This window comes from Lentzea pudingi (assembly GCF_014646255.1).
In the GTDB taxonomy this organism is placed as follows: Bacteria; Actinomycetota; Actinomycetes; order Mycobacteriales; family Pseudonocardiaceae; genus Lentzea; species Lentzea pudingi.
Map to the genome: position 1 here is coordinate 948,133 of NZ_BMNC01000003.1, position 24,309 is coordinate 972,441.

Below are 24,309 nucleotides of genomic sequence, written 5' to 3' on the forward strand. Positions count from 1 at the left end.
CACGACAGAGCGTCCCGCACCACGGTCGAACCCCGCTACATGTCCCTCAAAGCCCGATACGTCCGATTGCTCGCCACCGCCGCGCGCCGCTCCCGCGCCGTCGCCTCGATGTAGTTCTGACTCGTCGCCAAACTCGCATGCCCCAGCAACGCCATGATCTCGCTCGCCGACGCCCCGTCCTCCGCCAACCGCGTCGCGAACGTGTGCCTCAACGCGTGCAGATTCGCCCCCGTCGGCACCCGATCGTTCAACCCCGCCCACCGAAAACACGACTTGACCAGGTACTCCAACCCACCCCGCCCGATCGGCTCCCCATGCCGATCCCGCAACAACGCACTGTCCCGGTCGAACCGCCCCTGCGGAAACCGCCGCTTGCAACTCGCCAAGTACGCCTCCACGATCCGCTCCATCGGCGGCTCGATCGGCACACTGCGATCCCGGTTGCCCTTCCCCCTCACGTGCAACCGCCGATCACCCTCCCGCCCCACCACACTCGCCAGCGTCAACGTCCGCATCTCCGCACTGCGCAACCCCGCCACCAACCCCAGCGCGATCACCAGCACATCCCGCTCCGGCCACGGATCACGCCCCTTCCGAGCACCCTCCGCCGCCGCCGTCAGCAACTGCTCCGGAGTGTCCTCACCCCGCAACGGCTTCGGCACCAGCGCCGGCGTCCTCGGCCGCGCCACCGCACCCATCGGGTTGCCGGCGATCAAGTCCTCCGCCACGCAGAACGTCAGGAACTGGTTCCACGTCGACCACGCCCGCAACACCGAGCTCTTGGCATGAGTGTCCGCGAACAACCCGAAGGCCTGACGCAGGTTCGCCCCCGTCAGATGACCGACCGTCAGGTCCTCGGCGGGGCAGGAGAGGGTCTCGGCCAGGAGCGTGTTCACGCCGGACAGATCTCGCTGGTAGGCGGCCGTGGTGTGCGGCGAGTCCTTGCGAGTGCGGCGGGCGAGGAAGAAGGCGTCCTGGGCGGCGAACACGTGCATATGGATCTTGTACCGCACGCCACCGACAATCCTGGACGCCGTGGAGCGGCCAGGGGAGGGGAGACCCTCCGTTTCGCACCCACCCGGTCGTCGTGCGGGGGCGGAGTCGCAGGTCAGAGCTGCGGAGCGGGGAGACCGAGGGGCCTGACGCGCGCCGGCGTGCCGTTGGCGGAACTGCGTTGGATGTCGACCGTTCGAGTTCGCGGGGTCGCTTGGTGTTGTTGTGCTGGATAATGGCGATTATGCATGAAATGTCCGTTTCGCCGGGTTCTGGTTCGGCTCGGGACGTTGCTCGACCAGGTGGCGTCACTTGTCGGGGATCGTGAGCGTAATGGCGCCCTCGCACGTACGTCTTCATGACTGCACGTCGGTGCCGACCGCGCTCCGGCATCGCCGTGGATCTGATGTTGTGGCGTCTGCAAGCGCAGCCGGCCTGCCCGTTGGCTGTGGCTTGCAGACGCGCCAACACGGGCGTTTCAGCCCCTTCTGACGCGATCTTCGCATGTCACCATTTCGCCGATAATCTACATTATGTCAAGTAACGGAGATCCGGGCCGCCTGGACGCGCTCTCCTGCCATGATCGGCGCCATGCCTGACTGGGATCGGTTCCTGCACCATCACGAGCGCTTCGGTGACGCCGTCGGCGAGCCTTCCCCTTGGGCGCGCGGTCCGCTGGCGGATCTGCCGGTGTTGTCCGCTCTGCTGGTGGCCGCGACTGTCACTCCGGTGTCCGTGGCCGGCGGTTCCGTTCGAGGAGATGTGGCCTTACGTCACCGTGGCGATAGAGGCGAACGGGAGTGGTCGTGATCGATGAGTTCGCCAAGGACTATCTGCTCGGCGATCTGCGTGAGTTGCGCGAGGCGGTGGTGTGGAAGCTCGAGGGGTTGTCGGAGGCGGACGTGCGGCGTCCTCTGACGGCTTCGGGGACGAACCTGCTGGGCTTGGTGAAGCATCTGGCGTTGTGGGAGTCGCGGTACCTCGGTGAGGTGTTCGGGCGGCCGTTTTCCGAGCCGTTGCCGCGGTGGGACGACGTGGCGGCGCGTGGGTTGGACATGCGGGCGGATGAGTCGGAGTCGGTTGAGGAGATCGTTGGTCGCTATCGGCGTGTGTGGGTGCATGCGGATGCGACGGTCTCGGCGCTTGCGGTGGATGCGCGTGGTTTTGTGCCGTGGTGGCCGCGTCCTGAGGTGATGTTGTTCAACGTGCTGGTGCACCGGGTGGCGGAGACGGCGCGGCACGCCGGGCATGCGGACATTTTGCGGGAGCAGTTGGACGGGGCGACCGGGGAGGGTCGTTAGTGCTGCTCCCCCGCGTGTAGATGATCTTGTCGGGGGTGCTTGGCACACTCGGGTCATGCGCAATGCGATCTATGTGCCGTCGTTCGGTTCGTCTCTGGGTGATCCGTCTGTGCTGGTGTCGCTCGCTGTGTCGGCGGAGGCGGCGGGGTGGGATGGGTTCTTCCTGTGGGATCACGTGGTGGTGCCGGGTGAGCCGGTGGTGGCGGATGTGTGGGTGACGTTGGGTGCGGTGGCGGCGCGGACGTCTCGCATTCGGCTGGGTCCGTTGGTGACGTCGTTGGGGCGTCGGCGTCCGTGGAAGGTGGCGTTGGAGGCGTCGACGTTGCAGCGGCTGTCGGGTGGGCGGGTGGTGCTCGGGGTGGGTGCGGGTGTGCCGCAGGACTACTCCCCCTTCGGCGAGCGGGTGTCGCGGGCGGAGGCGTTGTCGGAGGGTGTGGGGTTGGTGCGGGCGTTGTTGTCGGGTGTCGAGGTGGAGCATCACGGCGCGTTGTTCGACGTGTCGGGTGTGCGGTTCGCGCCGGTGGAGGTGCCGATCTGGGTGGGTGGTGTCTGGCCTCGGTCTGTGCCGTTCCGTGCGGCGGAGCATGCGGCGGGGGTGGTGCCGGCGACGTTCGGGCCGGAGGGTCTGGTGGTGCTCTCCCCTGCTGATGCCACTCGGTTGAAGGCGGATTTCGTGGCGTCGGGTGGTCCGGCGGACGGTGATGTCGTGTTGTGGGGCGGGGCCTCGTTACCGGTGGAGGTGGCGGAGTACGAGGAGGCCGGTGTGACGTGGATGTTGACCGACGGCGGCGCGCGGGGTCTTGAGGAGTTGCGGGCTTTTGTGGTGGCTGGTCCCCCGCGTTCAGGCGTGTAGGCCTCGGAGCAGGGTGTCGAGGTAGCGGCGTGCGGTGGGGAGCCGGTCGGCGGGGCCTGCGCTGTGCACGTAGGTGGCGTAGGCGATGCCGCACATGAGTGGGACGAGGTCGGCGTCGTCGACTTCGGGGCGGACGGCTCCGGCGTCGCGTGCGCGGGCGAGGAGTTGGGTGCCGGCGGCGAGGATCTGTGCTTTGAGTTCGGTGGTGCGCGGGAGTTCGTCCTGGGTGGCGGCGGCGACTTTGACGAGTGCGGGGTCGGTGACCTGTCCTTCGACGACCCTGGCGAGGAAGTCGGCGAAGGCGGTCCAGGGGTCGTCGTGGGTGAGGCCTTGTTCGCCGTGGCCGGCGAGTGCTTCGAGGCAGGGTGTGGCGATGGTCTCGAGGAGCGCTTCGGTGGTCGGGAAGTGCCGGTAGACCGTGCCGACGCCGAGGCCTGCTCGCCGGGCGACGTCGTTGAGCTGCAGCGGGGTTCCTTCGTCGACGAGTTCTCTGGCGACGGTGAGGATGTGCTCCCAGTTGCGGGCGGCGTCCTTTCGCTGCGGCGTCATGCCCGGATTCTAGGTGGATACGCCATCCGGAACGGGGCGGAGTGGTGCGTGCCTCTCGCTGAGGCGGCGCACGGCTTGCTGGACTCGTGGGTCGGTGGCGGTGCGGTGTGGTTTCACGGGCTTGTTGTGGCGTCCGATGACGGTGCCGCTGGTGAGCGTGGGGGCGGTGGCGGCGGTGATCGAGGATCGGGCGGCGACGGCGGCGGGTCCTGAGGTGGAGCGTTCGAAGGTGCGGCGCACGAGCGGCCAGAGCAGGCGCAGCGGTGGCGAGACGATCTTGGGGGTGCGCAGGGTGCCGTCGGTCATGTCGGTGGCCGCTCCCCCGGGGTCCGCGGCGAACACGCCGATGCCCGTGGTGCGCTGGGCGAGGTCGAGGGTGTAGGCGAGGTTGGCGAGCTTGGCGCGTCCGTACCAGTGGAAGCCGTAGTAGCCGCCGGGTGGTTCGACGGCGTCGAACATCTTCTTGGCGACCACGACGGATCCGGATGTCACGTTGACGACGCGTTCGGTGAGGACGGGTAGCAGCAGTTCGGTGAGCAGGTAGGGCGAGAGGTGGTTGACGACGAACGAGGCCTCGACGCCGTCGAGTTCGGTGCGGTCGGGGTACATGGCTCCGACGTTGTTGACCAGTACGGCGAGTTCTCCTTCGCCGGCGATGCGTTCGCCGAGCTGGCGTACCTGGTCGAGTGAGGCGAGGTCGGCCTGCAGGAAGCGTGCGGGCTGCCCTCCCCTGGCGTTGATGGTCGTGACGGCCTGGTCGCCGCGTTCGGCGTTGCGTCCGACGATGGTGACGGCGAAGCCCTTTTCTGCCAGTCCGAGTGCGGTTTGCAGCCCGATGCCTCCGGTGCCGGCGGTGACCACTGCCTTGCGTGTCATGACGTCTCCTCGATCCGGATAGCGAATCCGCTTAATGGCGACGCTAGCACACATCCGGATGAGCTATCCGTTTCGCGTTGGGTCGGATGCTCGCTGCGGATCTCGGGTGACCGTCCAGGCGGCCGTGTTCGCGGTGGCGAACGTCGACGACCTGGCCTAGTCCTTCGCGCGGGCGAGGTCACCGTGACAGGTGGTGTCGGGCCGGTACCTGGGCTTCGCCGCGATCTTGGTGGCAGCCGTGGTCGGCGCCCTCGGAGCGTGTGCCGCCGTGCTCGAACTCGCCGGGACCGATCCCGCACCGCTGCCGGCGGACGGGCTCCCGGGTCGGCCCGGCGTGCTCAGGCGGGCCAGAGCGGCTGCTGCTGAGCCGGGTCACGAATGGCCGCGGTCAGCGCCGCCGCCATCGCCGTCAGCTCCCCCTCGCTGAGGTCGCGCTCCCCCACGTGTCGCAGGATCTCGCTGCGCGAGCACACGACGACGGCTCCGGTGTGCCCGCCCAACTCGGCGGCGGCCACGATCTCGGCCACCTCGTTGTGCACGACCAGGATCGGGTCGGGCGTGTCGGTGTAGAGCAGGCGCTCGATGTCCCGTCCGGTGATGGCCATGCTCAGTCTTGTACGGCGCGGGCGTAGCGGGCCGCAAGAGAGCGAACGTGTGCCACGAGTTCGGGTGGTGAGGTGATCTCGAAGTCGAAGCCGAGCATGCCGATCCACACGGCGAGCGTCTCGACGGAGTCGGAGCCGGTGACCAGCACGCAGGACACCTCGTCGACGGCTTCGACGGTGCCGATGGCGGCGTGGATGCGGGCGGCGACGGCGTCGGCCGGGGCGTGGACGAGGACTCGGGCCTGGAAGCGCCAGGCGGCTTGGGTGACGCGGGAGGCGACGTAGGTGGTGGCGTCGAGGTCCCGTGGGGTGAAGCGGGGGCCGAACGGGGGCTGGGGTGGGGTGATGCGGTCGACGCGGAAGCTGCGCCAGTCCTGTTTGTCGGCGTCCCAGGCGACGAGGTACCAGCGGCGGCCCCAGTTGACGAGGCGGTGCGGTTCGACGCGGCGGCGGGTCGGGGTGCCGTCGTGGGCGTTGTAGTCGAAGCGCAGCGTGTCGCTGTCGCGGCAGGCTGCGGCGAGGGTCGAGAGCAGTTCGGGGTCCAGGGCGGGGGCCGGGTGGTCGCGGGGGACGGACTCGATCTGTTCCAGTGCGGAGACGCGGTGGCGCAGGCGGGACGGGAGGACCTGTTCGAGTTTGAGCAGGGCGCGCAGGGAGACCTCTTCGAGGCCGGTGACGGCGTTGGTGCGCAGGGCGGCGGCCACGGCGACGGCCTCGTTGTCGTCGAGCAGCAGGGGTGGGAGCTCGGCGCCGGCGCCCAGGCGGTAGCCGCCGAACGAGCCGGTGGTGGCGTTGACCGGGTAGCCGAGCTCGCGCAGGCGGTCGACGTCGCGGCGGACGGTGCGGGGGCTGATCTGCAGCTCGTCGGCCAGTTCGCTGCCCTGCCAGTCGCGGCGTGACTGCAGCAGGGCGAGCAGGCGCAGCAGGCGTGCCGAGGTTTCCAACATGGACCGACACTTTAGGACAGAGGCTGGCCGCAAGCGTCGTTAGCCTCGGGTTATGACGGAGATCAGGGAATTCACCATCGCGATCGACGACGCGGACCTCGATGAGCTCAAGGCGCGGCTGGCGCGGACGCGGTGGACCGACCAGGTCGAGGGGGCCGGGTCGCTCTACGGCGACGACGTCGCGGACGTGCGGGAGATGGCCCGGTACTGGGCGGAGGACTTCGACTGGCGGGCGGTCGAGGCGAGGCTCAACGGCTTCCCGCAGTTCGTCACCGAGATCGACGGCACGAACGTTCACTTCCTGCACGTCACCAGCCCGAACCCGGACGCGCTGCCGGTGCTGCTCATCCACGGCTGGCCGGGTTCGGTGCTGGAGTTCGCCGACGTGGTCGAGCACCTGCGCGAGGACCACCACCTGGTGATCCCGTCGATCCCCGGTTTCGGATTCTCCGGGCCGACGACGCGGACGGGCTGGCACTCGGGGCGGATCGCGAAGGCGTTCGCGGAGCTCATGGCGCGGCTGGGGTACCGGCGCTACGGGGTGCACGGCAACGACGCGGGGGCGATCATCGCGCCGCAGGTCGGGCAGGTCGATCCGGAGCACGTGGCGGGGGTGCACGTCACGCAGGTGTTCTCGTTCCCCTCGGGTGACGCGGCCGAGATGGAAGGTCTGACGGGAGACGACTACCGGCGGCTCGGGGTGCTGCAGAACTTCTGGGAGACCATGTCCGGGTACGCGAAGCTGCAGCAGGCGCGGCCGCAGAACGTGGCGTTCGCGCTCGCGGACTCCCCCGTCGGCCAGCTCGCCTGGACGATGCAGCTGATGGGCGAACCGGCCGTCTCGAAGGACTTCCTGCTCTCCAACGTGGCGATCTACTGGTTCACCGCCACCGCCGGGTCCTCGGCGCGGCTGTACTTCGAGGACGCGCACCGCGAGGACCAGCCCACCGAGCCCACGACCGTGCCGATGGGCGTCGCGGTCTTCCCCGACGACTTCCAGAGCATCCGCCGCTTCGCCGAGCGCGACCACCACAACATCGTGCACTGGTCGGAGTTCGAGAGCGGCGGGCACTACTCCGGGCACGACTCGCCGGAGCTGCTGGCGGGCGATCTGAAGGTGTTCTTCGCCAAGATGTAGGTCATGCCGCAATGGGTAGAGGCGGGGATCTGGGGACTGGCAGGCGGCGGGGCGCTCGTGGCGGGCGCGCTCGTCGCCTGGTTCCTGCGCGTGCCCCGCGACGTCGTGGCCGTCGTGATGGCGTTCGGCGCCGGGGTGCTGACCGCGGCGGCGGCGTTCGAGCTGATGGACGAGGCGGAGAAGACCGGCGGCCTGCTCGCCACCTCCGCTGGGTTCCTCGGTGGCGCGGTCGGCTACGTGCTGGCGAACCTGTTCCTCGCGAGACGGGGGGCGCGGCACCGCAAGCGCAGCAGCAACCAGCCCGCCGAGAGCGACCAGGCCGGCAGCGGCACCGCGATCGCGGTGGGAGCGCTGCTCGACGGCGTCCCCGAGTCGGTGGTGCTGGGTGTGTCGCTGCTCAGCGGCGGCGGGGTCGGGGTGGCGATGCTGGCGGCGGTGGTCATCTCGAACGTCCCGGAAGGGCTCTCCAGCGTCGCGGGCATGAAACAGGCGGGCCGCGGCGCGGGGTACGTGTTCGGGGTGTGGGGTGCGATCGCCGTGGCGAGCGGGGTGTCCGCGGCACTGGGCAACGTGCTGCTCGACGGCGCGTCCCCGCAGCTCATCGCCGTGATCACCGCGGTCGCGGCCGGTGCGATCCTCGCGATGATCGCGGACACCATGATCCCCGAGGCCTACGAGCGGGCGCGCCTGTACACGGGGCTGTGCACCACCGCCGGGTTCCTCACGGCGTTCGTGGTGGAACGGCTCGGCTGACCACGGCTGGGTCCGGTGCGGCTGGGTCCGGTGCGGCTGGGTCCGGTGCGGCTGGGTCCGGTGCGGCTGGGTCCGGTGCGGCTGGGTCCGGTGCGGCTAGGCCCGCCACACCGTCGCGCCGCGGGTCTCGGTGCTCTCCAGCGTCAGCGGCACCGGCACGTCGTAGCGGGCCCGTGCGGTGAACAGGCCGGGAGGCAGGTGCGCGCGGTCCGGGTCGCCGAGCAGCACCAGCGCGCCCCGTGCCGCGGCCCTGGCCAGGAACGGCAGCACCAGCGCGGTGATCTCGGCGTCGTAGAACACGTCGCCCGCCAGCACCACGTCGGCGCCGTGGGCGTCGCTGTCGAGCTGGTCGCCGCCCAGGGTGCGCACGGTGACGCCGTTGGCGGCGGCGTTGAGCTCGACGGCCGCGAGTGCCAGCGGGTCGATGTCGTTCGCTGTCACCACCTCGGCGCCGGCCAGTGCCGCGGCGATCGCGACCAGGCCCGAGCCGGACGCGAGGTCGAACACCTTCCTGTCGCGCACCAGGCCCGGGTTGTCGAGCAGGTGCCGTGCCAGGGCCTGGCCGCCCGCCCACGGGAACGCCCAGAACGGCGGCTGGTCGTGGCGGGTCAGCTCCCACAGGTCCATCGCCTCGGCCGCGCTGTGCAGCACCACCTCGGGCACCAGCGGCACGGGGGCCAGCGTCGTGTTGGCGAGCACGAAGTCGGTGAGCGTGGGCGCGGACATGACGGAGAAGCTTAGGGGCAGCGCGAACACCGGCCGCAGAGGCGAAAGGCCGTAGCTCACATCCCGCCGGCGACGCGCAGGATCGCGCCGGTCGTGTAGGAGGCCTCGTCGGAGAGCAGCCACGCGATGGCGTTCGCGATCTCCTCGGACTCACCGGGGCGGCCCAGCGGGATCCGGGAGGCGACGCGGTCGGGCCGGCCGGGTTCGCCGGACAGGCGGTGGATGTCGGTGCGGATCGTGCCGGGCTGCACGCAGTTGACGCGGATCCCGCTCGGCGCGAGTTCCTTGGCCAGGCCGATCGTCAGCGCGTCCACGGCGGCCTTGGTGGCGGCGTAGTGCACGTACTCCCCCGGGCTGCCCAGCGTCGCCGCCCCGGACGACACGTTCACGATCGACCCGCTGGTCATGCGCCGCGCCGCCTCGCGGGCCACGAAGAGCGCGCCGACGAGGTTGACGTCTACCACCCGGCGCAGGTCCTCGGTGCGCAACTGCGCCAGCGGGCCGGACGGCGAGGTGATGCCGGCGTTGCTCACCACACCGGTGATGTCGTCGCCCGCGGCGTCGAACAGGCGGGCCACGTCGTCCTCGTCCGCCGTGTCGGCGCGCACGGCGAGCACACCCAGTTCCCGCTCCAGCCGCCGTGCCTCGTCCTGCGCCTGCCGGTAGCTGATCACGACCCGGTGCCCGTCGCGCACGAGCCTGCGCGCGGTCGCGGCACCGATCCCCCGGCTTCCCCCGGTGATCACCGTTGTCATGCCACCCACCCTAAACCGTATACTCGGTACCGGATATACGGGAGCGGATATGACGTTCAAGCGCACAAACCCCCTGGCCCTCGCGGTGCTGGCGCTGCTGGCGGAGCGGCCGATGCACCCCTACGAGATGGCGCGGACCATGCGGGAACGCCACCAGGAGGAGGTCATCAAGCTCAACTACGGCTCCCTCTACACCGTCGTCGAGTCGCTGCGGCGCCACGAGCTGATCACCGCCTCCGCCACGCAGAAGGCCGGCAACCGCCCCGAACGCACCGTCTACGCCGTCACCGACGCGGGCACGGCCGAGCTGCACGACTGGCTGCGCGAGCTGATCGCCGTCCCCGCCAGGGAGTACCCGCGCTTCGAGGCCGGGATCTCGCTGGTCGGCCTGCTGCCCCCGGCCGACGCCTTGCAGGTCGTGCGCCGGCGTGAGGCCGCCGTGGGTGAGCAGCTCACCGCGCTGGCCGTGCTGCTGGAGAAGCTCGCGGGCATGGGCCTGCCGCAACTCGCGTGGATCGAGCTCGACTACCGGATGGCCATGTTGCGCGCCGAACGCGCCTGGCTGTCCTGGTTCGCCACCGCCACCGGTGAGGGCACCGTCGGCGGCTACCCCGACTGGGAGGACAGGCACCGATGAGACTGCTGTTCGAAGTCACCGGCGTGGTGCACGCGCCGATAGAGGACGTGCGCGCACGGATGTTCGCCGACGCCGGCGAGTCAGGACCACACCGGCTCGTGGACCGCGAGAACGGCGTCATCGCCTACTGGGGCGACTGGTGGTACCGCGGCGAGGACACGCTGCACCCCCACCCCGAAGGCACGCTCGTGCGCCACCGCGTCTACAACATCGCCAAGCAGGGCAACTGGGCTCCCTACCTGGCGAACAAGCTGTTCCTCGGCTACCGCGCCCGGCTCGAGGCGTCGATGCGGGAACGGGTGCGGCGGCTCCAGGGCTGATCAGAGCTGCCCGAAGCGGGCCACGGCGACGAACACCGCCAGCGCGCACAGCAGGAGGTTGATCGGCACCAGCGCTCCCTCACCGCGCCGCACGTGCGTGATCGCCGCCCCCACCTGCACCAGCGCCAGACCGAGTGCCGCGATCGGCGTCAGGATCGGTGCGACACCGGTCAGCCACGGCAGCACCAGCCCGAACGCGCCCGCGACCTCGACCGCGCCGATGCCCTTGACCTGCCCGGACGAGAAGTCCCCCGCCCACGCCATCCGCGGCTCGGCCAGAAGTTCCTGTTTGGACTTCGCGAGCTTGGTGAAGCCCGCCACCAGGTACAGGGCCGCCAGCACTCCCGACACGATCCACACCGCGACGTCCATGAACGAAAACCTAGCCCCGTGCCCAGCCCACCGACCACCGGCACCAAGGCCACACCGATCAACTAAGGGTGGCCTTAGTCCTCACCCGAACGGCCGTATAGAGTGTGCAGATGAGGTGCTCGATACTCTCCGACTTCGCGGGCGAACCGCTGGCCGGCACGGCGGCGACCGCGACGGCGTGGCTGTGCCTGGAGCAGTCGGGCCCGTGGGGCCGCGACGCCCTGACCGAGAGCCACCTCGACCCGGAGCTCGGCGCCGAACTGCAGCGTCGCGCCGACGGCACCGGCGTGCGCATCCTGCTGATCCGCCGCCCCGGCCGGCACGCCGACGACCACGTCCCCGCACGGCGCCGCCTGTACCTGGCCTCGACGAAGCCCGGTGGGTCGTGGCTGGAGCAGGCCGAGTTGGCCGCCCCGGAAGAGGCCCTCGAACTCGACTTCGAGGCCCTGGGCGCGGGCCGTTCCACCGCGTTCGGCACCCCGGTGACCGACCCGCTGCTGCTGATCTGCACGAACAGCAAACGCGACGTCTGCTGCGCCCTCTACGGCCGCCCGATCGCCACCGCGCTGAACCTGTGGGAGTGCACCCACACCGGCGGGCACCGCTTCGCGCCCACCGGAGTGCTGCTGCCCACCGGTCACCTGTACGGACGTATCGACCACCAGTTGGCCCAGCGCGTCGTCACGGAGGGCATCGTCGCCGATCGCTGCCGGGGCCGCTCCTGCTTCACCCCGCGGGGCCAGGTCGCCGAGGTCGCCGTGCGGCAGCAGATCGGCGAGACCCGCGACGTGCTCACCGTCGTCTCGGAGGACGCCGACTCCGCGACCGTGCAGCACACCGACGGCCGGGAGTGGCGGGTGGCGCTGACCGAGCAGCCGGTGCCGCCGCGGCCCGCGAGCTGCGGGAAGTCGCCGGACATCGCGATCGCGCTGGTCGCGACGGCGATCGACGAGCTGGTGAAGGTGTGCCGCTAATCTCGTCCGGGTGCCCCGGCTGATCCACCTCAACGGTCCCACCGGCGTCGGCAAGTCCACGATCGCCGCGCGCTACGCCGCGGACCACCCCGGAACCCTCGACCTCGACGCCGACGAGATAGTCCGGCTCGTCGGCGGCTGGCGTGAGGACTTCTACGGCGCGGTCGACCTCGTCCGGCCTCTCGCGCTCGCCATGGCGGCCACCCACCTCGCCTCGGGCAACGACGTGGTGATGCCGCAGCTGATCATGCGCCGCGGCGAGCGCGACAGGTTCGCCGCGGCGGCGCGCTCCGCGGGCGCGGACTACGTCGAGTTCGTGCTGCTCACCCCGCCCGAGACCGTCCTCGACCGCTACCGGCGGCGCGAGCACCACATCGACCACGTCGTCGAAGCGCTCGGCGGCGAGCAGGTGATCCGGAGCAGCCACGACCGCGTCACCGCCTATCTCACCCCCGCCACGACGGTGCTCGACGCCACCGGCGACGCCGACGCGACCTATGCCGCGCTGAGGGCGGCGCTGGACGTGGGGTGATCTCGCCGCTCACGCGAAGGGCGAACCGCCCGCGACGCCGGCGGTGATCAGCGTGATCCTGCTGATCGCCGTTGTGGTGCCGGGTCGGCGTTGGGCGCGGTCGCGGAGAACACGCCGATGCCCAGCGCGTACGGGTCGTCCAGGCCCACCGTGGCCAGTGTCTCGGCCGGCAGTGCGAGCAGCGAGATGGCGACACCCAGGAAGTAGGCGTCGAGCAGGCCCGTGTCGCGGACGGTCGAGGGTAGACCCGCGGCCTGCTGGAGGGCGGCGGCGGCCTCGGCGTTGGCCAGGACCATGCCCGAGAGCGCCTCGCGGACGCCGGGGCGGCGCACCGCCTCCAGGTAGAGCTCGACCATCGCGAGCATCTGGGTCGGGTCGTCGGCGACGGCGCGGCGCAGCAGGGCCGGGTAGAGCTCGGCGACGTCGGTGGCGCCGATGTCGGCCGGGGTCGTCTCCCGCAGGCGTTGCACGGCGGCGCGGTGCAGGGACGTCATGCGGGCGGCGCACGCGGTGAGGACGGCCTCGCGGGTCGGGAAGTAGTTCTTGGTGGTGCCGATGGGGACGCCTGCCTCGCGGTCGATCGCGCGGTGGGTCAGGCCCCGGCCGCCTTGCACCGCGAGGATCTGGATCGCGGTGTCGCACAGGAGATCACGACGGCTCACGGTCCGGGACACTAGCAAGATCACCGCTGACCTGGCGGATCGGGGCGAACGTGCTGGTCCCGGCGGTCGCGGTGACGACGCCGCGTTCGAGCACGAGGAACAGGCCGCAGACGCAGCGCAGGTAGGCGACCGCGCCGTGCGAGGACAGCGCGGAGGCGGACGGCCAGTGGCAGGCGGGGCAGGTGGCGATCATGACCTCACTCTGATGTCATGGTCTAGTGCATTTCAACCCTTACGGCGGGGCGGCCGCCGAACTCGCCGCGACCCTGGTCAACGCCGACCCCGCCGCAGACCTGCTCGACGTGCTGAAAGCGTCGGACTACAAGCCCCTGGGGTCGCTGGACGCACGGCAGGAACGTGACGTACGAGACTGGGTCGAACGGCTGCGCCAGGCCTTCCGCGCACCCACGGTCGAGCTGCTCAACGACCTGCTGGCCCAGTCCTCGACCACGCACTACATCTCCACGCACGACGGCCGCGCCCCGCACCTGCACTACGCCCGTGAGGACGCGCCGACCGACGTGCGCGTGAAGGCGTACACGGCGGCGGGCATGGCGGCGTTGTTCTGCGAGGACGCCGGGCGCATCGGCTCGTGCGACCGTGACGGCTGCGAGACGGTGTTCGTCGACACCAGCCGCAACGGCCGCAGGCGGTTCTGCTCCACCAAGTGCGCCAACCGCGTCGCCGTCGCGAACCACCGCCACCGCCAGACGGCGTGAGCGCGGTGCCCGGTCCGGGCACCGCGCCCGGGGTCACTTGTCGATGACGTTGTGCAGGCGGCGCGGCTTGTAGTCGGAGTAGGGCTCCAGGCCGTAGGTGCGGGAGCGGTAGTCGGTGCCCCAGTCGCCGCGCTGCTCGTAGGCGAAGTAGCGGGTCTTGGCCGAGTCGGTCCAGCGGTCGAAGATCACGACGTGGCGGTTGTCGCCGTCACCGAGGGCGTCGATGACCAGGTCACCGCGCTTGAGCTCGGACATGGAGATCGAGAACGTCCAGGTCGAGGTGTTGAGAGCCACGGTGTTGGGCGCGTCCGGGACCTTGTCGAGCTTCGCGGCCATCGAGGCGTAGCCGGAGCAGTCCTGGCGGTAGCCGTCGGTCCACTTGAGGCTCTGCGAGTAGGGCACGCGGGTGCCGTTGTTCGCCGTGAGCCAGCTGTTGGCGCGGTTGATGATCTCGTAGCGGTAGATCGGCGCGGCGGCGGCATGGGCCGGTGACACCAGGGTGCTCAGGGCGAGCAGGGTGGCGGCGGCCATCGCGAGGACTCTCATGCGGGGAACTCCCATTCCGTAGATCAGCTGCGGGCGCTTAGGGTCGGTTCATGGAGCTGACGGAGCTGTGTTTCGCCGGGGTCGCGAGGCAGGCGCACGCCGTGCGGTCCGGTGAGGTGACCGCGCACGACCTGGTCGCCGAGCACCTGCACCGCATCGAGCGGATCGACCAGAGGCTCAACGCGTTCCGGCTGGTCTTCGCCGAACAGGCCCTCACCGAGGCCGCGAGGGCCGACGAGCGCAGGGCCGCGGGCGAGGACCTGCCGCTGCTGGGGGTGCCGATCGCGGTCAAGGAGGACATCGCGCTCGCGGGCCTGCCCACCACCAAGGGCACCAACGCCGCGCGCACCCCGCAGCCGGCGGACGCCGCGATCGTCACGCGGCTGCGCGAGGCCGGGGCGGTGATCATCGGCCGCACCCGCATGCCGGAACTGGGCCTGTGGCCGTTCACCGAGAGCTCCTGGGCCGGGCCGACGCGCAACCCGTGGTCGCTCACGCACTCGCCGGGCGGGTCCAGCGGTGGTTCGGCCGCGGCGGTGGCGGCGGGACTCGCGGCGGCCGCGATCGGCACCGATGGCGCCGGGTCGATCCGCATCCCCTCCGCCGTGACAGGCCTGTTCGGGCTCAAGCCCCAGCGCGGCCGGATCTCCCTGGCGCCCGAGCCGCAGATGTTGGGAGGTCTCGTCGTGGCGGGACCGCTCACGCGCACGGTGGCGGACTGGGCGCTGGTCGCCGACCAGATCCACGGCGCCGCCCCCGGTGACGCGCACGTCGCCCACCCGCCGCGCACGAGCTTCACCCAGGCCGCGCGCACGGATCCGGGCCGGCTGCGGATCGGGGTGTCGCTGCGGCCGTGGGGTCCGGGCATCGCGCTCGCCGACGAGGTCCGCGACGTCGTGCAGGACACCGCCGCGCTGCTCACCGACCTCGGCCACGACGTGGTGCGCCTGGACCCGCCGATGCGCGACGTCACCGCCTCCACCCAGTTCGCGGCCCGCTACCTGCACAACGCCCACCTGGCACGGCAGGGCATGGAGCTGCCGGACCTGGTCGAGCCGCGCACGCGCGCGGTCGGTGAGCTGGGCCGGCGCGTCCCGCGGGCGACGGCGCGGTGGGCGGCCAAGGACGACGCGGCGCTCACCGCGTACGCGAACCGGGTGTTCGCCTCGATCGACGTGCTGCTGACCCCGGCACTGACCCGCCCGCCGATCCGCGTGGGCGAGTGGGACGGCCGCAACGTCGTGACGGCGCTGCTCGCGGCGTCGCACTACACGACGTTCCTGCCGCTGTGGAACATCGTCGGCAACCCCGCCGCCTCGGTTCCCGCCGGCCGCACGTCGACCGGTCTGCCGCTGGCGGTGCAGCTCGTGGGCCGCCAGCACGACGAGTGCACGCTGCTGTCGGTGTCCGCCCAGCTCGAGCGCGCTCGGCCGTGGGCGGACCGGATCCCCACCGGCCTCGATCATACGAACTAGGATATTACGAGAACGGACTATCCGAACCGGAAACGGTCAGAATCCGCGCCGGGTCAACTCGTCGAGCAGTTCGCGGTCCGCGACGTGCCGCGTCTTGATGTGGTCCAGGTAGTCGGCGAACGCGTCGGGCTGCAGACCGCGTAGTTGCGCGAGCCATTCCACGAGCAGCTCCTGCTCCTCGATCCCCCGGCGCGCGAGCTCGACCTCCACGATCCGCCGGTACACCTCGATCGCGAGCCGGGAGCCGTCGGTCACGAGGTGCCGCACCAGTTCCGCGCGCAACGGCGGCCAGTCGTCGGTGTGCACGACCAGTGCCCGGACCTTGAGGTAGACGTCGAGGTTGGGCCGCGTGAGGAACGCCTCCCGGCACACCCGCACCGCGCGCTGCGGGCTGCCCCGTCGCAGGTGCTCCTCCACCGCGAGGTCGATCAGCCGCAGCGCCGCGCCCCGCCCGCCCACGGCCCGCAGCCCGCGCTCGACCCACTCCAGCGCCTCGTCGGACCGGCCGTTGTCGCGCAGCACGGTCGCGACCTGCAGGTAGTGCCAGCCCGAGGACAGGTCCTTGGACAGCACGAGCAGCTGCAGGTCGACGTCGTCGGTGTACTCGGCGAGCTCCTCCATGACGCGCAGCAACGCCCAGCGGGCGCGGTCGTAGCGGCCGGTCTCGCCGAACCCGATCACCGGCAGCGGCTCGAACAACGCCACCGCCCGCTCCCGGTAGCGCGCGAGACCGTCGTCGTCGAGCGCGCCGGTGTAGGCCGAGAGGCTGACGTCGGGCGCGTCGGGGTGGCGCAGCTGCAGGTCGAGCAGCCAGTCGGCCAGGCGCAACGGGTCGGGGGCGGTCTCGGCGCACGCGCGGGCGTGGGTGCCCAGCACGCGGTGGGCCAGTTCGGCGAGCTCGACGCGATGGCGGCGGCTGCCCGCGACGCCGTCCGCGAGCTGGGTGACGATCTGTTCGATCAGCGCGACCAGCCGCGGCCCGGGGTCGGTGACGAGCAGCGACTGCAGTTCGACCGACACGGCGGTGAGCGCCTGCCAGCGGGCGGGCCAGTCGGCGGTCTCGCTGTCGGCCTCGACGAGCGCGGAGGCCACGGCGGCGGGCAGCGAGTCCATCACAACATCATTCCCGCGTCACCCGGTCGAGTGCTACGGATGTCGCCCTATCGGATTTAAGGTTCACCCTCAGTGGTCAGATGGCGACAGCTCGGCCAGCTTCCTCGTCAGGACTTCCCGCTCACGTTCATTGCCGCACAATCGAATCGCCTGCTCAAGCTCGGTGCGGGCCTCACCGAACCGGCCCAGGCGGCGCAGCAACTCTCCGCGCACGCCCGGTAGCTGGTGCGAGTCCTTGAACGTGTCCGCGGACGCCAGCGCGTCGACGATCGGCAGCGCGGCCTCGGGGCCCTGCGCCATCGACACGGCCACGGCGCGGTTGAGGTCCACGACCGGCGACGGAGCCAGCCGCCCGAGGCCGTCGTAGAGGGCGACGATGCGGCCCCAGTTCGTCTCCCCCACCGACGACGCCACCGCGTGGCACTCGGCGATCGCGGCCTGCAGCCCGTAGTAGCCGTACCCGCGGCCCGCGCCGGTGGCCTTCGCGAGGGCGGCACGGCCCCGGGCGATCGCGGACCGGTCCCAGCGGCGCCGGTCCTGCTCCTCCAGCAGCACCGTCTCCCCGTCCGGGCCACGCCGGGCCGGGAAACGCGCGGCGGTCAGCTCCAGCAGCGCCAGCAGGCTGTGGACCTCGGGTTCCTCGGGCATCAGCCGCGACAGGATCCTCGCGAGCCGCTGCGCCTCCCCGGCCAGGTCGAAGCGGATGACCTCGTCGCCGGAGCTCGCGGACGAGCCCTCGGTGAAGATCAGGTAGACGACGCTGAGGACCTGGGCCAGCCGCGCGGGCCGTTCGGCCACCGGCGGCACCTCGAACGGCACCCCGGCCGCGCCGAGGGTCTTCTTCGCCCGCGTGATGCGCGCCTGCACCGTCGCGGTGGGCACCAGGAACGCCCGCGCGATCTCGTCGCTGGTCAGACCGCCGATCACGCGCAACGTCAACGCGACCCCGGCCTCACGCGAGAGCACCGGGTGGCAGGAGGTGAACATCAGCGCGAGGGTGTCGTCGTCGATCTGGTCGGGGTCCCACAGCACGTCGTCGGGGGCGGGTCCGGGGTCGGCGCCGGTCAACGCGCCTCCCTCGGGCAGGTGGTGGGCCATGGCGGCGTACTTCTCGTCGCGGGCGCTGCGGCGGCGGAACGCGTCGATCGCGCGGCGCCGGCCGACGGTGAGCAGCCAGCCCGCCGGGTTGTTCGGGACGCCCTCGCGCGGCCAGGTGACCAGCGCCTCGGCCAGTGCCTCCTGCGCCAGGTCCTCGGCGAGTGCGAAGTCGCCGGTGTAGCGGGTGAGCGCACCGATGATCCTCGCGGAGTCGATGCGCCACACCGCTGCTACGGCCTTGCGTCCCGTGGGGTCGTCCATGGGCCCCAAAATAGATCAGCCGGACGGGGTCAGAGCTGGCCGGTGGACTCGCGCCAGGCCCGTTCCTTCTTGATCCACTCGTTGTCCTGCGGGAACTCGTCGATCGTGGGGACGCGGCGGATCTCGGTCTTGAACCCGGCCGCGGTCATCGGCGTGCGCTTGGCCCACCCGATCGCGTCCTCGATGGTGGGGACGTTGATCAGGTAGAAGCCGTTGAACAGCTCCTTGGTCTCCCCGTACGGGCCGTCGGTGACGACGGGCGGTTCGGAGGAGAAGTCGACGACCACACCCTCCTCCGCGGGGGCGAGGCCCTCGGCGGCGACCAGGACGCCGGCCTCGATGAGCTCCTCGTTGAACTTGCCGACGGTCTCGAGCATCTGGTCGAAGTCGATCTCGCCGAGGTTGCCCCAGGCCTCGTCGGAGGTCACGCGCCAGATCAGCATGAACTTCATGTCGGTTGCTCCCAGATGGTTCGTGCGGGTCCGTTGTGGACCCTTTCACGCTCAGGTCGAACAAGCTGGGTCTTCGATCGACACGTGATCCGGATTTTCTTCGAACTTTCTGTTTCCGCTGGTGAGACGACGAAGCGGCCCACCCCGGTGATCGGGATGGGCCGCTTCGTCGTGTCGTGCGGTCAGAACTGGTCGTCGGGCTGGTGCAGCGACCGGGGCTGCTCCGCCTCGAGCGCCGGCACCGGGGAGGCACCGGTCACGGGGCGCGGCGGAGTGCTCAGCGGGCTGGGCACCTCCTGACGCGCGACGGCCTCCGCGGCGGCGACGGCCTCGGCGACCTTGGGGTCGGACTTGAGGTCGAACCAGGCGGCGACCGACTCGTCGTCGTCCTCGGGCTTGGGCCGCTGCGTGGTGTCGACCGGTGCCTCGTAGCGGAACACGCCGTCCTCGCCGGGCGCGCCGAGCATCTTGGCGAACCCCTCGAGGGCCTTGCCGTAGTCGGTCGGGATCATCCAGACCTTGTTCGCGTCGCCCTGCGCCATCTGCGGCAGCGTCTGCAGGTACTGGTAGGCCAGCACCTCCGGCGTCGGCTTGCCGTCCTTGATCGCGCCGAAGACCTTCTCGATGGCCTTGGCCTGGCCCTGTGCCTGCAGGTAGCGGGCCGCCCGTTCACCCTGCGCCCGCAGGATCTGCGACTGCCGCTCACCCTCGGCGGACAGGATCGACGCCTGCTTGGCGCCCTCCGCGGCGAGGATCTGCGACTGCTTCTGGCCCTCGGCGGTCTTGATGGACGACTCCCGCTGGCCCTCGGCGGTCAGGATCATGGCGCGCTTCTCGCGGTCCGCGCGCATCTGCTTCTCCATCGAGTCCTGGATGGAGGGCGGCGGGTCGATCGACTTGAGCTCGACGCGGGCCACTCGCAGGCCCCACCGGCCGGTCGCCTCGTCCAGCACGCCGCGCAGCTGACCGTTGATGTGGTCACGCGAGGTCAGCGTCTCCTCCAGGCTCATGCCACCGACGAGGTTGCGCAGCGTCGTGATGGTGAGCTGCTCGACACCGACGATGTAGTTGGAGATCTCGTACACCGCCGAGCGCGGCTCGGTGACCTGGAAGTACACGACGGTGTCGATGGACACCGTCAGGTTGTCCTGGGTGATCACCGGCTGCGGCGGGAACGACACGACCTGCTCGCGCAGGTCGATGCGGGCACGCACCTTGTCGATGAACGGGACCATGATGTTCAGGCCGGGGGCCGCGGTGTTGCGGTAGCGGCCGAGGCGTTCGATGACGGCGGCCTGCGCCTGCGGTATGACCAGCACGGACTTGACTGCGATGGTCAGCACGAAGATCGCGATGACGGCGGCGATCACAGCGGTGATCGGGTCCAACTCGGTTCACACCCTCCTGCGGGCGCTCAGACCGCGGCTATCACCACGGCGACGGCGCCCGAGATCTCGACAACGGTGACGGCTTCGCCTTCGTCGACCACGGACCCGTCGAGGGTGCGCGCGCTCCAGGTGTCGCCGCCGATCTTGACCTGCCCGCCGTGCTCGTCGACCTTCGTCACCGCGACGGCCCGGCTGCCCAGCAGCGCCTCGTGGTGCATCCGGACGTTCGAGCCGAGCTGCAGCCGCTTCTTGAGCAACGGCCGGGCCGTGACGATCAGGCCCAGCGATGTGGCCGCGAAGACGAGCACGCTCACCAGGTCGGCGGCGCCCACGGCGGACACCCCGGCCGCGGCCAGCGCGGCGGCGCCGAGCATGACGAGCACGAAGTCACCCGAGAGGACCTCGGCGACGACGAGCAGTATCCCGACTATCAGCCAGATCAGCGCGGCCATGAGCCCATGCATACACCAACGGGGGCCACGCAGCGTGAAGATTCACCGTGCTGCGCCCCCGACCGTAACGAAATCGATCAACGGCAGATGAGAAGGGCGTGGCGAAGACGGTGAAGTCGAGGACGGGCCGGTTCGTGTCCGGGCTGGTGCTGGTGGGCGCGGCCGTGGGCCTGGTGATCGTGTTGCAGACCGCGACCGAGCAGCACTCCTGGGCCACTGCCGAGGCGACGGTGCAGGAGCGGATCAAGTCGGGCAAGAGCGCGTCGGTGCGCGTCGAGTACGCCCTGCCCGACGGCACCAACCAGGTGCAGACGCTGTCGGAGAACGGGTCCGCCCACGAGCAGGGCTCGCGGGTCGAGGTGCGCTACGACTTGGTCGACGGCCGGGTGGCGGACGCGGCACTGGCCGACAACGACCAGGTGTTCTGGGTGCTGGGCGTGATGCTGGGCGCGCTGACGCTCGGGTCGGTCGTCATGAACCTCATCGCCTGGGCGCCGCAGCGGCGCGATCCCTAGTCCTCGCGATCCCTAGTCCTGGGGGACGGTGACGAAGTCGATGAGGCGTTCGACGGCGCCGAGCAGGTCGGACTCGATGTCGCGGTAGCTGCTCACCGACCCGAGGACGCGCTGCCAGCCCTCCCAGGTCTCGCCCCAGCCCAGCCGCTCGCACACGCCGGTCTTCCAGTCGAGCCCGCGCGGGATCACCGGCCAGGCCTTGATCTTGACGGCCGCCGGTTTCACGGCCTGCCAGATGTCGACGTAGGGGTGGCCGGTGACGAGCACGTTGTCGTCGCGGATCTCGTCGACGACGCGCTGTTCCTTGGAGTGCGCGACGAGGTGGTCGACCAGGACGCCGAGGCGGCGGTGCGGGGCGGTGCCGAACTCGGCGATGCGCTGGGGCAGTTCGTCGACGCCGTGCAGGGGTTCGACGACGATGCCCTCGACGCGCAGGTCGTGGCCCCAGACGCGTTCGACGAGCTCGGCGTCGTGCTTGCCCTCGACCCAGATGCGGCTGGCCTTGGCGGTCTGTGCGCGCAGTCCTTCGACCTTGACCGACCCGGACGCGGTGATCTTCGGCTGCTGCGGGCGCGGCATGGGCTTGACGAGCGTGACGGGCTTGCCGTCGACGAGGAACCCGGCGGGGTTGAGCGCGAACAGCCGCTGCCGGCCGTGGCGGTCCTCCAGGACGACCTGGCCGTACTCGAACTTGACGACGGCTCCGCAGAAGCCGCTGGCGGGGTCCTCGACGACGAGGCCGGGTTCGGCCGTGATCTCGGGGACCTTCTTGCGCTTCGGGGTGGACAGGACGTCGCGGCCGTAGTCGTGGGAACGCACGCGCAGACCCTAGCCGTAGAACGGTTTGAAGGCGGTGAGCCACTCGTGGACGCGGTCGAGGTCGACGTCGGCGCCGTGCAGGTCGTAGCCGCCGTGCACGAGGTCGAGCCAGTCGACGGCCGGGTCGCCGACGCAGGCACGCGGGTCGATCGCGACCGGTCCGCGCGGGCCTTGCAGGACGTTGCCGGGGTGCATGTCGCCGTGCAGCAGCACGGGCGTGACGTTGTCGTCGGCGAGTTTGCGGGCGCGGTGGTGTTCGGTGGCGTAGTAGGTGCCGGTGCGGCGGGTGAGCACGGTCTCGAACAGGAAGTCGACGCGGGCTTTGAGGGGCGGGAAGCCGGCGGGGTTCGCCTCGTGCAGGTGCGGGACGACCTTCGCCGGGTCCGCCGCCGGGGTGCCGGGCGCGATGGTCTCGAGCAGCAGCGCGCCGCGGGTGAGGTCGGCGTCGAGCAGGTCGACCATGGCGGGTGTGCCGGCCCAGGCGGCCAGTGCGCGCGCCTCGTGCACGGCGATGTCGTGGTCCGGGGTGAGTTTGAGGACGCCGCCGGTGCACAGGAACGTGGCGCCGGTGCCGCCGGGCACGTGGGTGGGGTTGGTGAGACCCCAGCGGGCGGTGAGGGTGGCGACCAGGTCGGGCAGTGCGTCGATCCACGCGGACACGCCGGTGCCGAAACGTCGGGTCAGCCGCGCTCTGGCGTCCTCATCGATCACTCGACTCAGATTAGCGAGTTCGCGCCGGATTGGCGGCGGGACTGGTAGTCCGCGAGCGCCGGGCGCCACAGGCCGTTGGCGTCGAAGCAGGTGGAGAGCAGCCGCAGGTCCGCCCCGTCGCCGGTGACGACGACCTTGCCGTCGACGACCCACCTGTTCGCGGGCAGCAACGGCACGGGCCACCCGGCGATGAGCAGCCGGTCGCACACCAGCCGCTGCAGCCGTCCGCCGTCGTTGTCGACGATCACGGCGGGGGTGTCGAGGTCGAAGTCGCGCACGACGGCGTGCGGGTAGCGCCGCACTCCGGCGTCAGCGAGCCGTTCGGCACCGGGCCCGATCAGGTCGACGGGCCCGAATCGTCGCGCGAGACACGCGGCCGCCCACGCGCCGAGATCGGCCGCGCCCACGACGACGATCCGTTCGAAATAGGTCATGTCAACCGTTTCCCGCATTCACAATTCGAATGTTCACGCAGGTCAGAACGCCTTCAGAAGATAGGGGCACGGTGATCCGCCCGTCAAACTCCCGCTCGTCTCAATTGGAGCATGTCAATGGGCAAGGAATAGTTCGCCGATGACCGCCACCGTCAGTAGGTGACGGTGATCGTGCGGTCCGGGCCGTTGACCTCGATGGTGCCGCCCACGGGGATGACGACCTGCGGGTCGGTGTGGCCGAGGTCGACGTCGAACACGATCATCGCCTCGGGCGCGTACTCGGCGAACGCCCTGAGGACCGCCTCGCGCTGCTCGCTGGTGTAGGTGGCGCGGCCGGTGTCCCGGTCGGTGAAGGACCAGGCCTTCGCGCGGCCGACGAGCACGGCGGGGAACCGCCGCAGCAGGCCGCGTTCGCCCATGTTGCGCAGGATCCGGTAGACCTCGGTCGCGGACGGCATTTCCTCGCTGGTCTCGAAGAACAGCACCTGCCCGTCGTGGTGCTCGGGGGCGTTGATCTCCGTGCCGGCCATCAGCAGCCACGACAGGATCTCGAGGTTGCCGCCCCACGACCTGCCCCTGACCGTGCGGTTCGGCTGGTGCCAGATCCAGCCGCCGCTGGGTTCGAGGACGGGTTCGGTGTCGAAGGTGGCGGGGTCGTCCCAGGGGCTGTCCTTGTCGCCGTAGGCGGTGGACTCTGTCAGCCGGTACTCCCCCGGTGTGAACAGCGCGGCCTTCAGCGAGTCCTTAGTGGTGGGGTGCATGGCTCCGGACCGCCCGAACTGGACCATGAGGCTGCCGCCGTAGAAGCCGGTGATGCCGCGGTTGGCGAGCCACGTGAGCAGGTTGGTGTTGTCGCTGTGCCCGAAGAACGGCTTGGGATTGGCCGTGATCAGCTCGGTGTCGAGGTGCTTGAGGACGGTGATCTGGTCGTCGCCGCCGATCGTCGCGATGACGGCCTTGATGTCCGGGTCGGCGAACGCGGCGTGCAGGTCTTTCGCACGTTCCTGCGCGGTCGAGCCCATCGTGCGGGTGGCCGGGTACTCGACGGGGATCAGGCCGAAGTCCTGTCGAAGGCGTTGCAGGCCCAGTTCGTGGGGCAGGGGGAACAGGCCCGGCAGGCCCGCGGCCGGGGAGACGACCGCGACACGGTCACCGGGCTGGGGCTTGGGCGGGTTGATCAACGACATGGGTGCCGAGCGTAGTGACGAGCGGCGGCAAGCCTGCGGTCTTCACCGATGACGGGCGGAGATCACAACCGATCCGCGGACCTAGATGTACTTGGCCAACACGTTGGTGACGGTGTGTCGGCTTGATCATGGGTGAGGCCTCCGGG

The 24,309-nt window shown here is 70.5% G+C and carries 31 protein-coding genes; 11 read left to right on the top strand and 20 right to left on the bottom strand.

What is annotated here, in order from left to right; genetic code table 11:
* Positions 1-35: 35 nt before the first annotated feature.
* Entirely contained in the window at positions 36-1,013 is a 978-nt protein-coding gene (locus tag IEY88_RS15265; RefSeq protein ID WP_229693402.1) for a tyrosine-type recombinase/integrase, read from the bottom strand.
* A gap of 786 nt (positions 1,014-1,799) precedes the next feature.
* Between IEY88_RS15265 and IEY88_RS15270 the strand changes: the two genes are divergently transcribed.
* On the top strand, positions 1,800-2,294 hold the full coding sequence (locus tag IEY88_RS15270; RefSeq protein WP_189155336.1) for a DinB family protein: 495 nt from the start codon (positions 1,800-1,802) through the stop codon (positions 2,292-2,294).
* 55 nt (positions 2,295-2,349) lie between these two features.
* Positions 2,350-3,147 (top strand): LLM class flavin-dependent oxidoreductase, encoded by a 798-nt coding sequence (locus tag IEY88_RS15275; protein WP_189155337.1) that lies wholly within the window; start codon positions 2,350-2,352, stop codon positions 3,145-3,147.
* On the opposite strand, the gene IEY88_RS15280 is transcribed toward IEY88_RS15275, so the two are convergent.
* From IEY88_RS15280 to IEY88_RS15295, 4 genes are all read right to left on the bottom strand, one after another.
* Positions 3,136-3,696, bottom strand: coding sequence for a TetR/AcrR family transcriptional regulator (locus IEY88_RS15280; protein ID WP_189155338.1), 561 nt, complete (start codon positions 3,694-3,696; stop codon positions 3,136-3,138). The genes IEY88_RS15275 and IEY88_RS15280 overlap by 12 nt on opposite strands.
* 9 nt (positions 3,697-3,705) lie before the next feature.
* A complete protein-coding gene (locus IEY88_RS15285; RefSeq protein ID WP_189155339.1) occupies positions 3,706-4,572 on the bottom strand; it encodes an SDR family NAD(P)-dependent oxidoreductase in 867 nt (288 codons plus the stop codon).
* A gap of 338 nt (positions 4,573-4,910) precedes the next feature.
* The gene (locus IEY88_RS15290; protein WP_189155340.1) at positions 4,911-5,177 is read right to left on the bottom strand and encodes a hypothetical protein; all 267 of its coding nucleotides are present in this window, start codon (positions 5,175-5,177) and stop codon (positions 4,911-4,913) included.
* 2 nt (positions 5,178-5,179) lie between these two features.
* Complete coding sequence (locus IEY88_RS15295; RefSeq protein WP_189155341.1) at positions 5,180-6,124, bottom strand: helix-turn-helix transcriptional regulator; 945 nt, start codon at positions 6,122-6,124, stop codon at positions 5,180-5,182.
* A gap of 52 nt (positions 6,125-6,176) precedes the next feature.
* On the opposite strand from IEY88_RS15295, the gene IEY88_RS15300 reads away from it, so the two are divergent.
* Positions 6,177-7,262, top strand: coding sequence for an epoxide hydrolase family protein (locus IEY88_RS15300; protein ID WP_189155342.1), 1,086 nt, complete (start codon positions 6,177-6,179; stop codon positions 7,260-7,262).
* Positions 7,263-7,265: 3 nt separating this feature from the next.
* Positions 7,266-8,015 carry a ZIP family metal transporter gene (locus tag IEY88_RS15305; RefSeq protein WP_189155343.1) on the top strand — a complete coding sequence of 250 codons (750 nt, stop codon included), beginning with the start codon at positions 7,266-7,268 and terminating at the stop codon, positions 8,013-8,015.
* Between the two features lie 96 nt (positions 8,016-8,111).
* On the opposite strand, the gene IEY88_RS15310 is transcribed toward IEY88_RS15305, so the two are convergent.
* The gene (locus IEY88_RS15310; protein ID WP_189155344.1) at positions 8,112-8,741 is read right to left on the bottom strand and encodes a class I SAM-dependent methyltransferase; all 630 of its coding nucleotides are present in this window, start codon (positions 8,739-8,741) and stop codon (positions 8,112-8,114) included.
* Between the two features lie 56 nt (positions 8,742-8,797).
* Entirely contained in the window at positions 8,798-9,496 is a 699-nt protein-coding gene (locus IEY88_RS15315; RefSeq protein WP_189155345.1) for an SDR family NAD(P)-dependent oxidoreductase, read from the bottom strand.
* A 49-nt stretch (positions 9,497-9,545) separates the two neighbouring features.
* Here IEY88_RS15315 and IEY88_RS15320 point away from each other — a divergent pair, with 49 nt between their 5' ends.
* Together IEY88_RS15320 and IEY88_RS15325 are read left to right on the top strand one after the other, a co-directional pair.
* Positions 9,546-10,133 (top strand): PadR family transcriptional regulator, encoded by a 588-nt coding sequence (locus tag IEY88_RS15320; protein ID WP_189155346.1) that lies wholly within the window; start codon positions 9,546-9,548, stop codon positions 10,131-10,133.
* Positions 10,130-10,453 carry a hypothetical protein gene (locus IEY88_RS15325; protein WP_189155347.1) on the top strand — a complete coding sequence of 108 codons (324 nt, stop codon included), beginning with the start codon at positions 10,130-10,132 and terminating at the stop codon, positions 10,451-10,453. Before IEY88_RS15320 ends, IEY88_RS15325 begins: the two co-directional genes overlap by 4 nt.
* Here IEY88_RS15325 and IEY88_RS15330 read toward each other — a convergent pair whose 3' ends face one another.
* On the bottom strand, positions 10,454-10,825 hold the full coding sequence (locus IEY88_RS15330) for a DoxX family protein (protein ID WP_189155348.1): 372 nt from the start codon (positions 10,823-10,825) through the stop codon (positions 10,454-10,456).
* Positions 10,826-10,935: 110 nt separating this feature from the next.
* On the opposite strand from IEY88_RS15330, the gene IEY88_RS15335 reads away from it, so the two are divergent.
* Positions 10,936-11,799, top strand: coding sequence for a ferredoxin family protein (locus IEY88_RS15335; protein ID WP_189155349.1), 864 nt, complete (start codon positions 10,936-10,938; stop codon positions 11,797-11,799).
* A 10-nt stretch (positions 11,800-11,809) separates the two neighbouring features.
* Positions 11,810-12,331 (top strand): P-loop nucleotide/nucleoside kinase family protein, encoded by a 522-nt coding sequence (locus IEY88_RS15340; protein ID WP_189155350.1) that lies wholly within the window; start codon positions 11,810-11,812, stop codon positions 12,329-12,331.
* Positions 12,332-12,378: 47 nt separating this feature from the next.
* Here IEY88_RS15340 and IEY88_RS15345 read toward each other — a convergent pair whose 3' ends face one another.
* Positions 12,379-12,993, bottom strand: coding sequence for a TetR/AcrR family transcriptional regulator (locus IEY88_RS15345; RefSeq protein WP_229693403.1), 615 nt, complete (start codon positions 12,991-12,993; stop codon positions 12,379-12,381).
* Positions 12,980-13,186: a hypothetical protein gene (locus tag IEY88_RS15350; RefSeq protein WP_189155351.1), complete on the bottom strand. Its 207-nt coding sequence runs from the start codon at positions 13,184-13,186 to the stop codon at positions 12,980-12,982. The genes IEY88_RS15345 and IEY88_RS15350 overlap by 14 nt, the downstream gene beginning before the upstream one ends.
* Positions 13,187-13,211: 25 nt before the next feature.
* Here IEY88_RS15350 and IEY88_RS15355 point away from each other — a divergent pair, with 25 nt between their 5' ends.
* Positions 13,212-13,712, top strand: a complete 501-nt coding sequence (locus tag IEY88_RS15355; RefSeq protein WP_189155352.1) for a CGNR zinc finger domain-containing protein — start codon at positions 13,212-13,214, stop codon at positions 13,710-13,712.
* Positions 13,713-13,745: 33 nt separating this feature from the next.
* Here IEY88_RS15355 and IEY88_RS15360 read toward each other — a convergent pair whose 3' ends face one another.
* A complete protein-coding gene (locus IEY88_RS15360) occupies positions 13,746-14,258 on the bottom strand; it encodes a hypothetical protein (RefSeq protein ID WP_229693404.1) in 513 nt (170 codons plus the stop codon).
* Positions 14,259-14,308: 50 nt separating this feature from the next.
* Here IEY88_RS15360 and IEY88_RS15365 point away from each other — a divergent pair, with 50 nt between their 5' ends.
* The gene (locus IEY88_RS15365; RefSeq protein ID WP_189155354.1) at positions 14,309-15,733 is read left to right on the top strand and encodes an amidase; all 1,425 of its coding nucleotides are present in this window, start codon (positions 14,309-14,311) and stop codon (positions 15,731-15,733) included.
* Positions 15,734-15,769: 36 nt separating this feature from the next.
* Here the strand turns inward: IEY88_RS15365 and IEY88_RS15370 are convergent, their stop codons facing one another.
* The 5 genes from IEY88_RS15370 to IEY88_RS15390 all read right to left on the bottom strand — a co-directional run bounded on the left by IEY88_RS15370 (position 15,770) and on the right by IEY88_RS15390 (position 20,497).
* Positions 15,770-16,846, bottom strand: a complete 1,077-nt coding sequence (locus tag IEY88_RS15370; protein WP_189155355.1) for a hypothetical protein — start codon at positions 16,844-16,846, stop codon at positions 15,770-15,772.
* Positions 16,847-16,915: 69 nt separating this feature from the next.
* Entirely contained in the window at positions 16,916-18,205 is a 1,290-nt protein-coding gene (locus IEY88_RS15375; protein WP_189155356.1) for an RNA polymerase sigma factor, read from the bottom strand.
* Between the two features lie 29 nt (positions 18,206-18,234).
* Positions 18,235-18,657: a YciI family protein gene (locus IEY88_RS15380; RefSeq protein ID WP_189155357.1), complete on the bottom strand. Its 423-nt coding sequence runs from the start codon at positions 18,655-18,657 to the stop codon at positions 18,235-18,237.
* A gap of 182 nt (positions 18,658-18,839) precedes the next feature.
* Positions 18,840-20,045 carry an SPFH domain-containing protein gene (locus tag IEY88_RS15385; protein ID WP_373294090.1) on the bottom strand — a complete coding sequence of 402 codons (1,206 nt, stop codon included), beginning with the start codon at positions 20,043-20,045 and terminating at the stop codon, positions 18,840-18,842.
* 26 nt (positions 20,046-20,071) lie between these two features.
* Positions 20,072-20,497, bottom strand: a complete 426-nt coding sequence (locus IEY88_RS15390; protein ID WP_189155358.1) for an NfeD family protein — start codon at positions 20,495-20,497, stop codon at positions 20,072-20,074.
* Positions 20,498-20,595: 98 nt separating this feature from the next.
* Here IEY88_RS15390 and IEY88_RS15395 point away from each other — a divergent pair, with 98 nt between their 5' ends.
* On the top strand, positions 20,596-21,012 hold the full coding sequence (locus tag IEY88_RS15395; RefSeq protein WP_189155359.1) for a DUF3592 domain-containing protein: 417 nt from the start codon (positions 20,596-20,598) through the stop codon (positions 21,010-21,012).
* Positions 21,013-21,024: 12 nt separating this feature from the next.
* Here the strand turns inward: IEY88_RS15395 and IEY88_RS15400 are convergent, their stop codons facing one another.
* The 4 genes from IEY88_RS15400 to IEY88_RS15415 all read right to left on the bottom strand — a co-directional run bounded on the left by IEY88_RS15400 (position 21,025) and on the right by IEY88_RS15415 (position 24,163).
* The gene (locus tag IEY88_RS15400) at positions 21,025-21,831 is read right to left on the bottom strand and encodes a DUF3097 domain-containing protein (RefSeq protein WP_189155360.1); all 807 of its coding nucleotides are present in this window, start codon (positions 21,829-21,831) and stop codon (positions 21,025-21,027) included.
* A 9-nt stretch (positions 21,832-21,840) separates the two neighbouring features.
* The gene (locus IEY88_RS15405) at positions 21,841-22,611 is read right to left on the bottom strand and encodes an aminoglycoside phosphotransferase family protein (RefSeq protein ID WP_444543328.1); all 771 of its coding nucleotides are present in this window, start codon (positions 22,609-22,611) and stop codon (positions 21,841-21,843) included.
* Positions 22,548-22,976 carry a hypothetical protein gene (locus IEY88_RS15410; protein WP_189155362.1) on the bottom strand — a complete coding sequence of 143 codons (429 nt, stop codon included), beginning with the start codon at positions 22,974-22,976 and terminating at the stop codon, positions 22,548-22,550. The genes IEY88_RS15405 and IEY88_RS15410 overlap by 64 nt, the downstream gene beginning before the upstream one ends.
* Before the next feature lie 152 nt (positions 22,977-23,128).
* Entirely contained in the window at positions 23,129-24,163 is a 1,035-nt protein-coding gene (locus tag IEY88_RS15415) for a S66 family peptidase (protein WP_189155363.1), read from the bottom strand.
* Positions 24,164-24,309: the final 146 nt, after the last annotated feature.

Coding starts and splice junctions, on each gene's coding strand:
- IEY88_RS15315 (WP_189155345.1), bottom strand. CDS start 9,496: ATGACAACGGTGATCACCGGGGGAAGCCGGGGGATCGGTGCCGCGACC.
- IEY88_RS15310 (WP_189155344.1), bottom strand. CDS start 8,741: ATGTCCGCGCCCACGCTCACCGACTTCGTGCTCGCCAACACGACGCTG.
- IEY88_RS15390 (WP_189155358.1), bottom strand. CDS start 20,497: ATGGCCGCGCTGATCTGGCTGATAGTCGGGATACTGCTCGTCGTCGCC.
- IEY88_RS15300 (WP_189155342.1), top strand. CDS start 6,177: ATGACGGAGATCAGGGAATTCACCATCGCGATCGACGACGCGGACCTC.
- IEY88_RS15380 (WP_189155357.1), bottom strand. CDS start 18,657: ATGAAGTTCATGCTGATCTGGCGCGTGACCTCCGACGAGGCCTGGGGC.
- IEY88_RS15375 (WP_189155356.1), bottom strand. CDS start 18,205: ATGGACGACCCCACGGGACGCAAGGCCGTAGCAGCGGTGTGGCGCATC.
- IEY88_RS15350 (WP_189155351.1), bottom strand. CDS start 13,186: ATGATCGCCACCTGCCCCGCCTGCCACTGGCCGTCCGCCTCCGCGCTG.
- IEY88_RS15290 (WP_189155340.1), bottom strand. CDS start 5,177: ATGGCCATCACCGGACGGGACATCGAGCGCCTGCTCTACACCGACACG.
- IEY88_RS15370 (WP_189155355.1), bottom strand. CDS start 16,846: ATGGACTCGCTGCCCGCCGCCGTGGCCTCCGCGCTCGTCGAGGCCGAC.
- IEY88_RS15330 (WP_189155348.1), bottom strand. CDS start 10,825: ATGGACGTCGCGGTGTGGATCGTGTCGGGAGTGCTGGCGGCCCTGTAC.
- IEY88_RS15285 (WP_189155339.1), bottom strand. CDS start 4,572: ATGACACGCAAGGCAGTGGTCACCGCCGGCACCGGAGGCATCGGGCTG.
- IEY88_RS15410 (WP_189155362.1), bottom strand. CDS start 22,976: ATGACCTATTTCGAACGGATCGTCGTCGTGGGCGCGGCCGATCTCGGC.
- IEY88_RS15275 (WP_189155337.1), top strand. CDS start 2,350: ATGCGCAATGCGATCTATGTGCCGTCGTTCGGTTCGTCTCTGGGTGAT.
- IEY88_RS15295 (WP_189155341.1), bottom strand. CDS start 6,124: ATGTTGGAAACCTCGGCACGCCTGCTGCGCCTGCTCGCCCTGCTGCAG.
- IEY88_RS15325 (WP_189155347.1), top strand. CDS start 10,130: ATGAGACTGCTGTTCGAAGTCACCGGCGTGGTGCACGCGCCGATAGAG.
- IEY88_RS15280 (WP_189155338.1), bottom strand. CDS start 3,696: ATGACGCCGCAGCGAAAGGACGCCGCCCGCAACTGGGAGCACATCCTC.
- IEY88_RS15415 (WP_189155363.1), bottom strand. CDS start 24,163: ATGTCGTTGATCAACCCGCCCAAGCCCCAGCCCGGTGACCGTGTCGCG.
- IEY88_RS15320 (WP_189155346.1), top strand. CDS start 9,546: ATGACGTTCAAGCGCACAAACCCCCTGGCCCTCGCGGTGCTGGCGCTG.
- IEY88_RS15360 (WP_229693404.1), bottom strand. CDS start 14,258: ATGAGAGTCCTCGCGATGGCCGCCGCCACCCTGCTCGCCCTGAGCACC.
- IEY88_RS15335 (WP_189155349.1), top strand. CDS start 10,936: ATGAGGTGCTCGATACTCTCCGACTTCGCGGGCGAACCGCTGGCCGGC.
- IEY88_RS15305 (WP_189155343.1), top strand. CDS start 7,266: ATGCCGCAATGGGTAGAGGCGGGGATCTGGGGACTGGCAGGCGGCGGG.
- IEY88_RS15365 (WP_189155354.1), top strand. CDS start 14,309: ATGGAGCTGACGGAGCTGTGTTTCGCCGGGGTCGCGAGGCAGGCGCAC.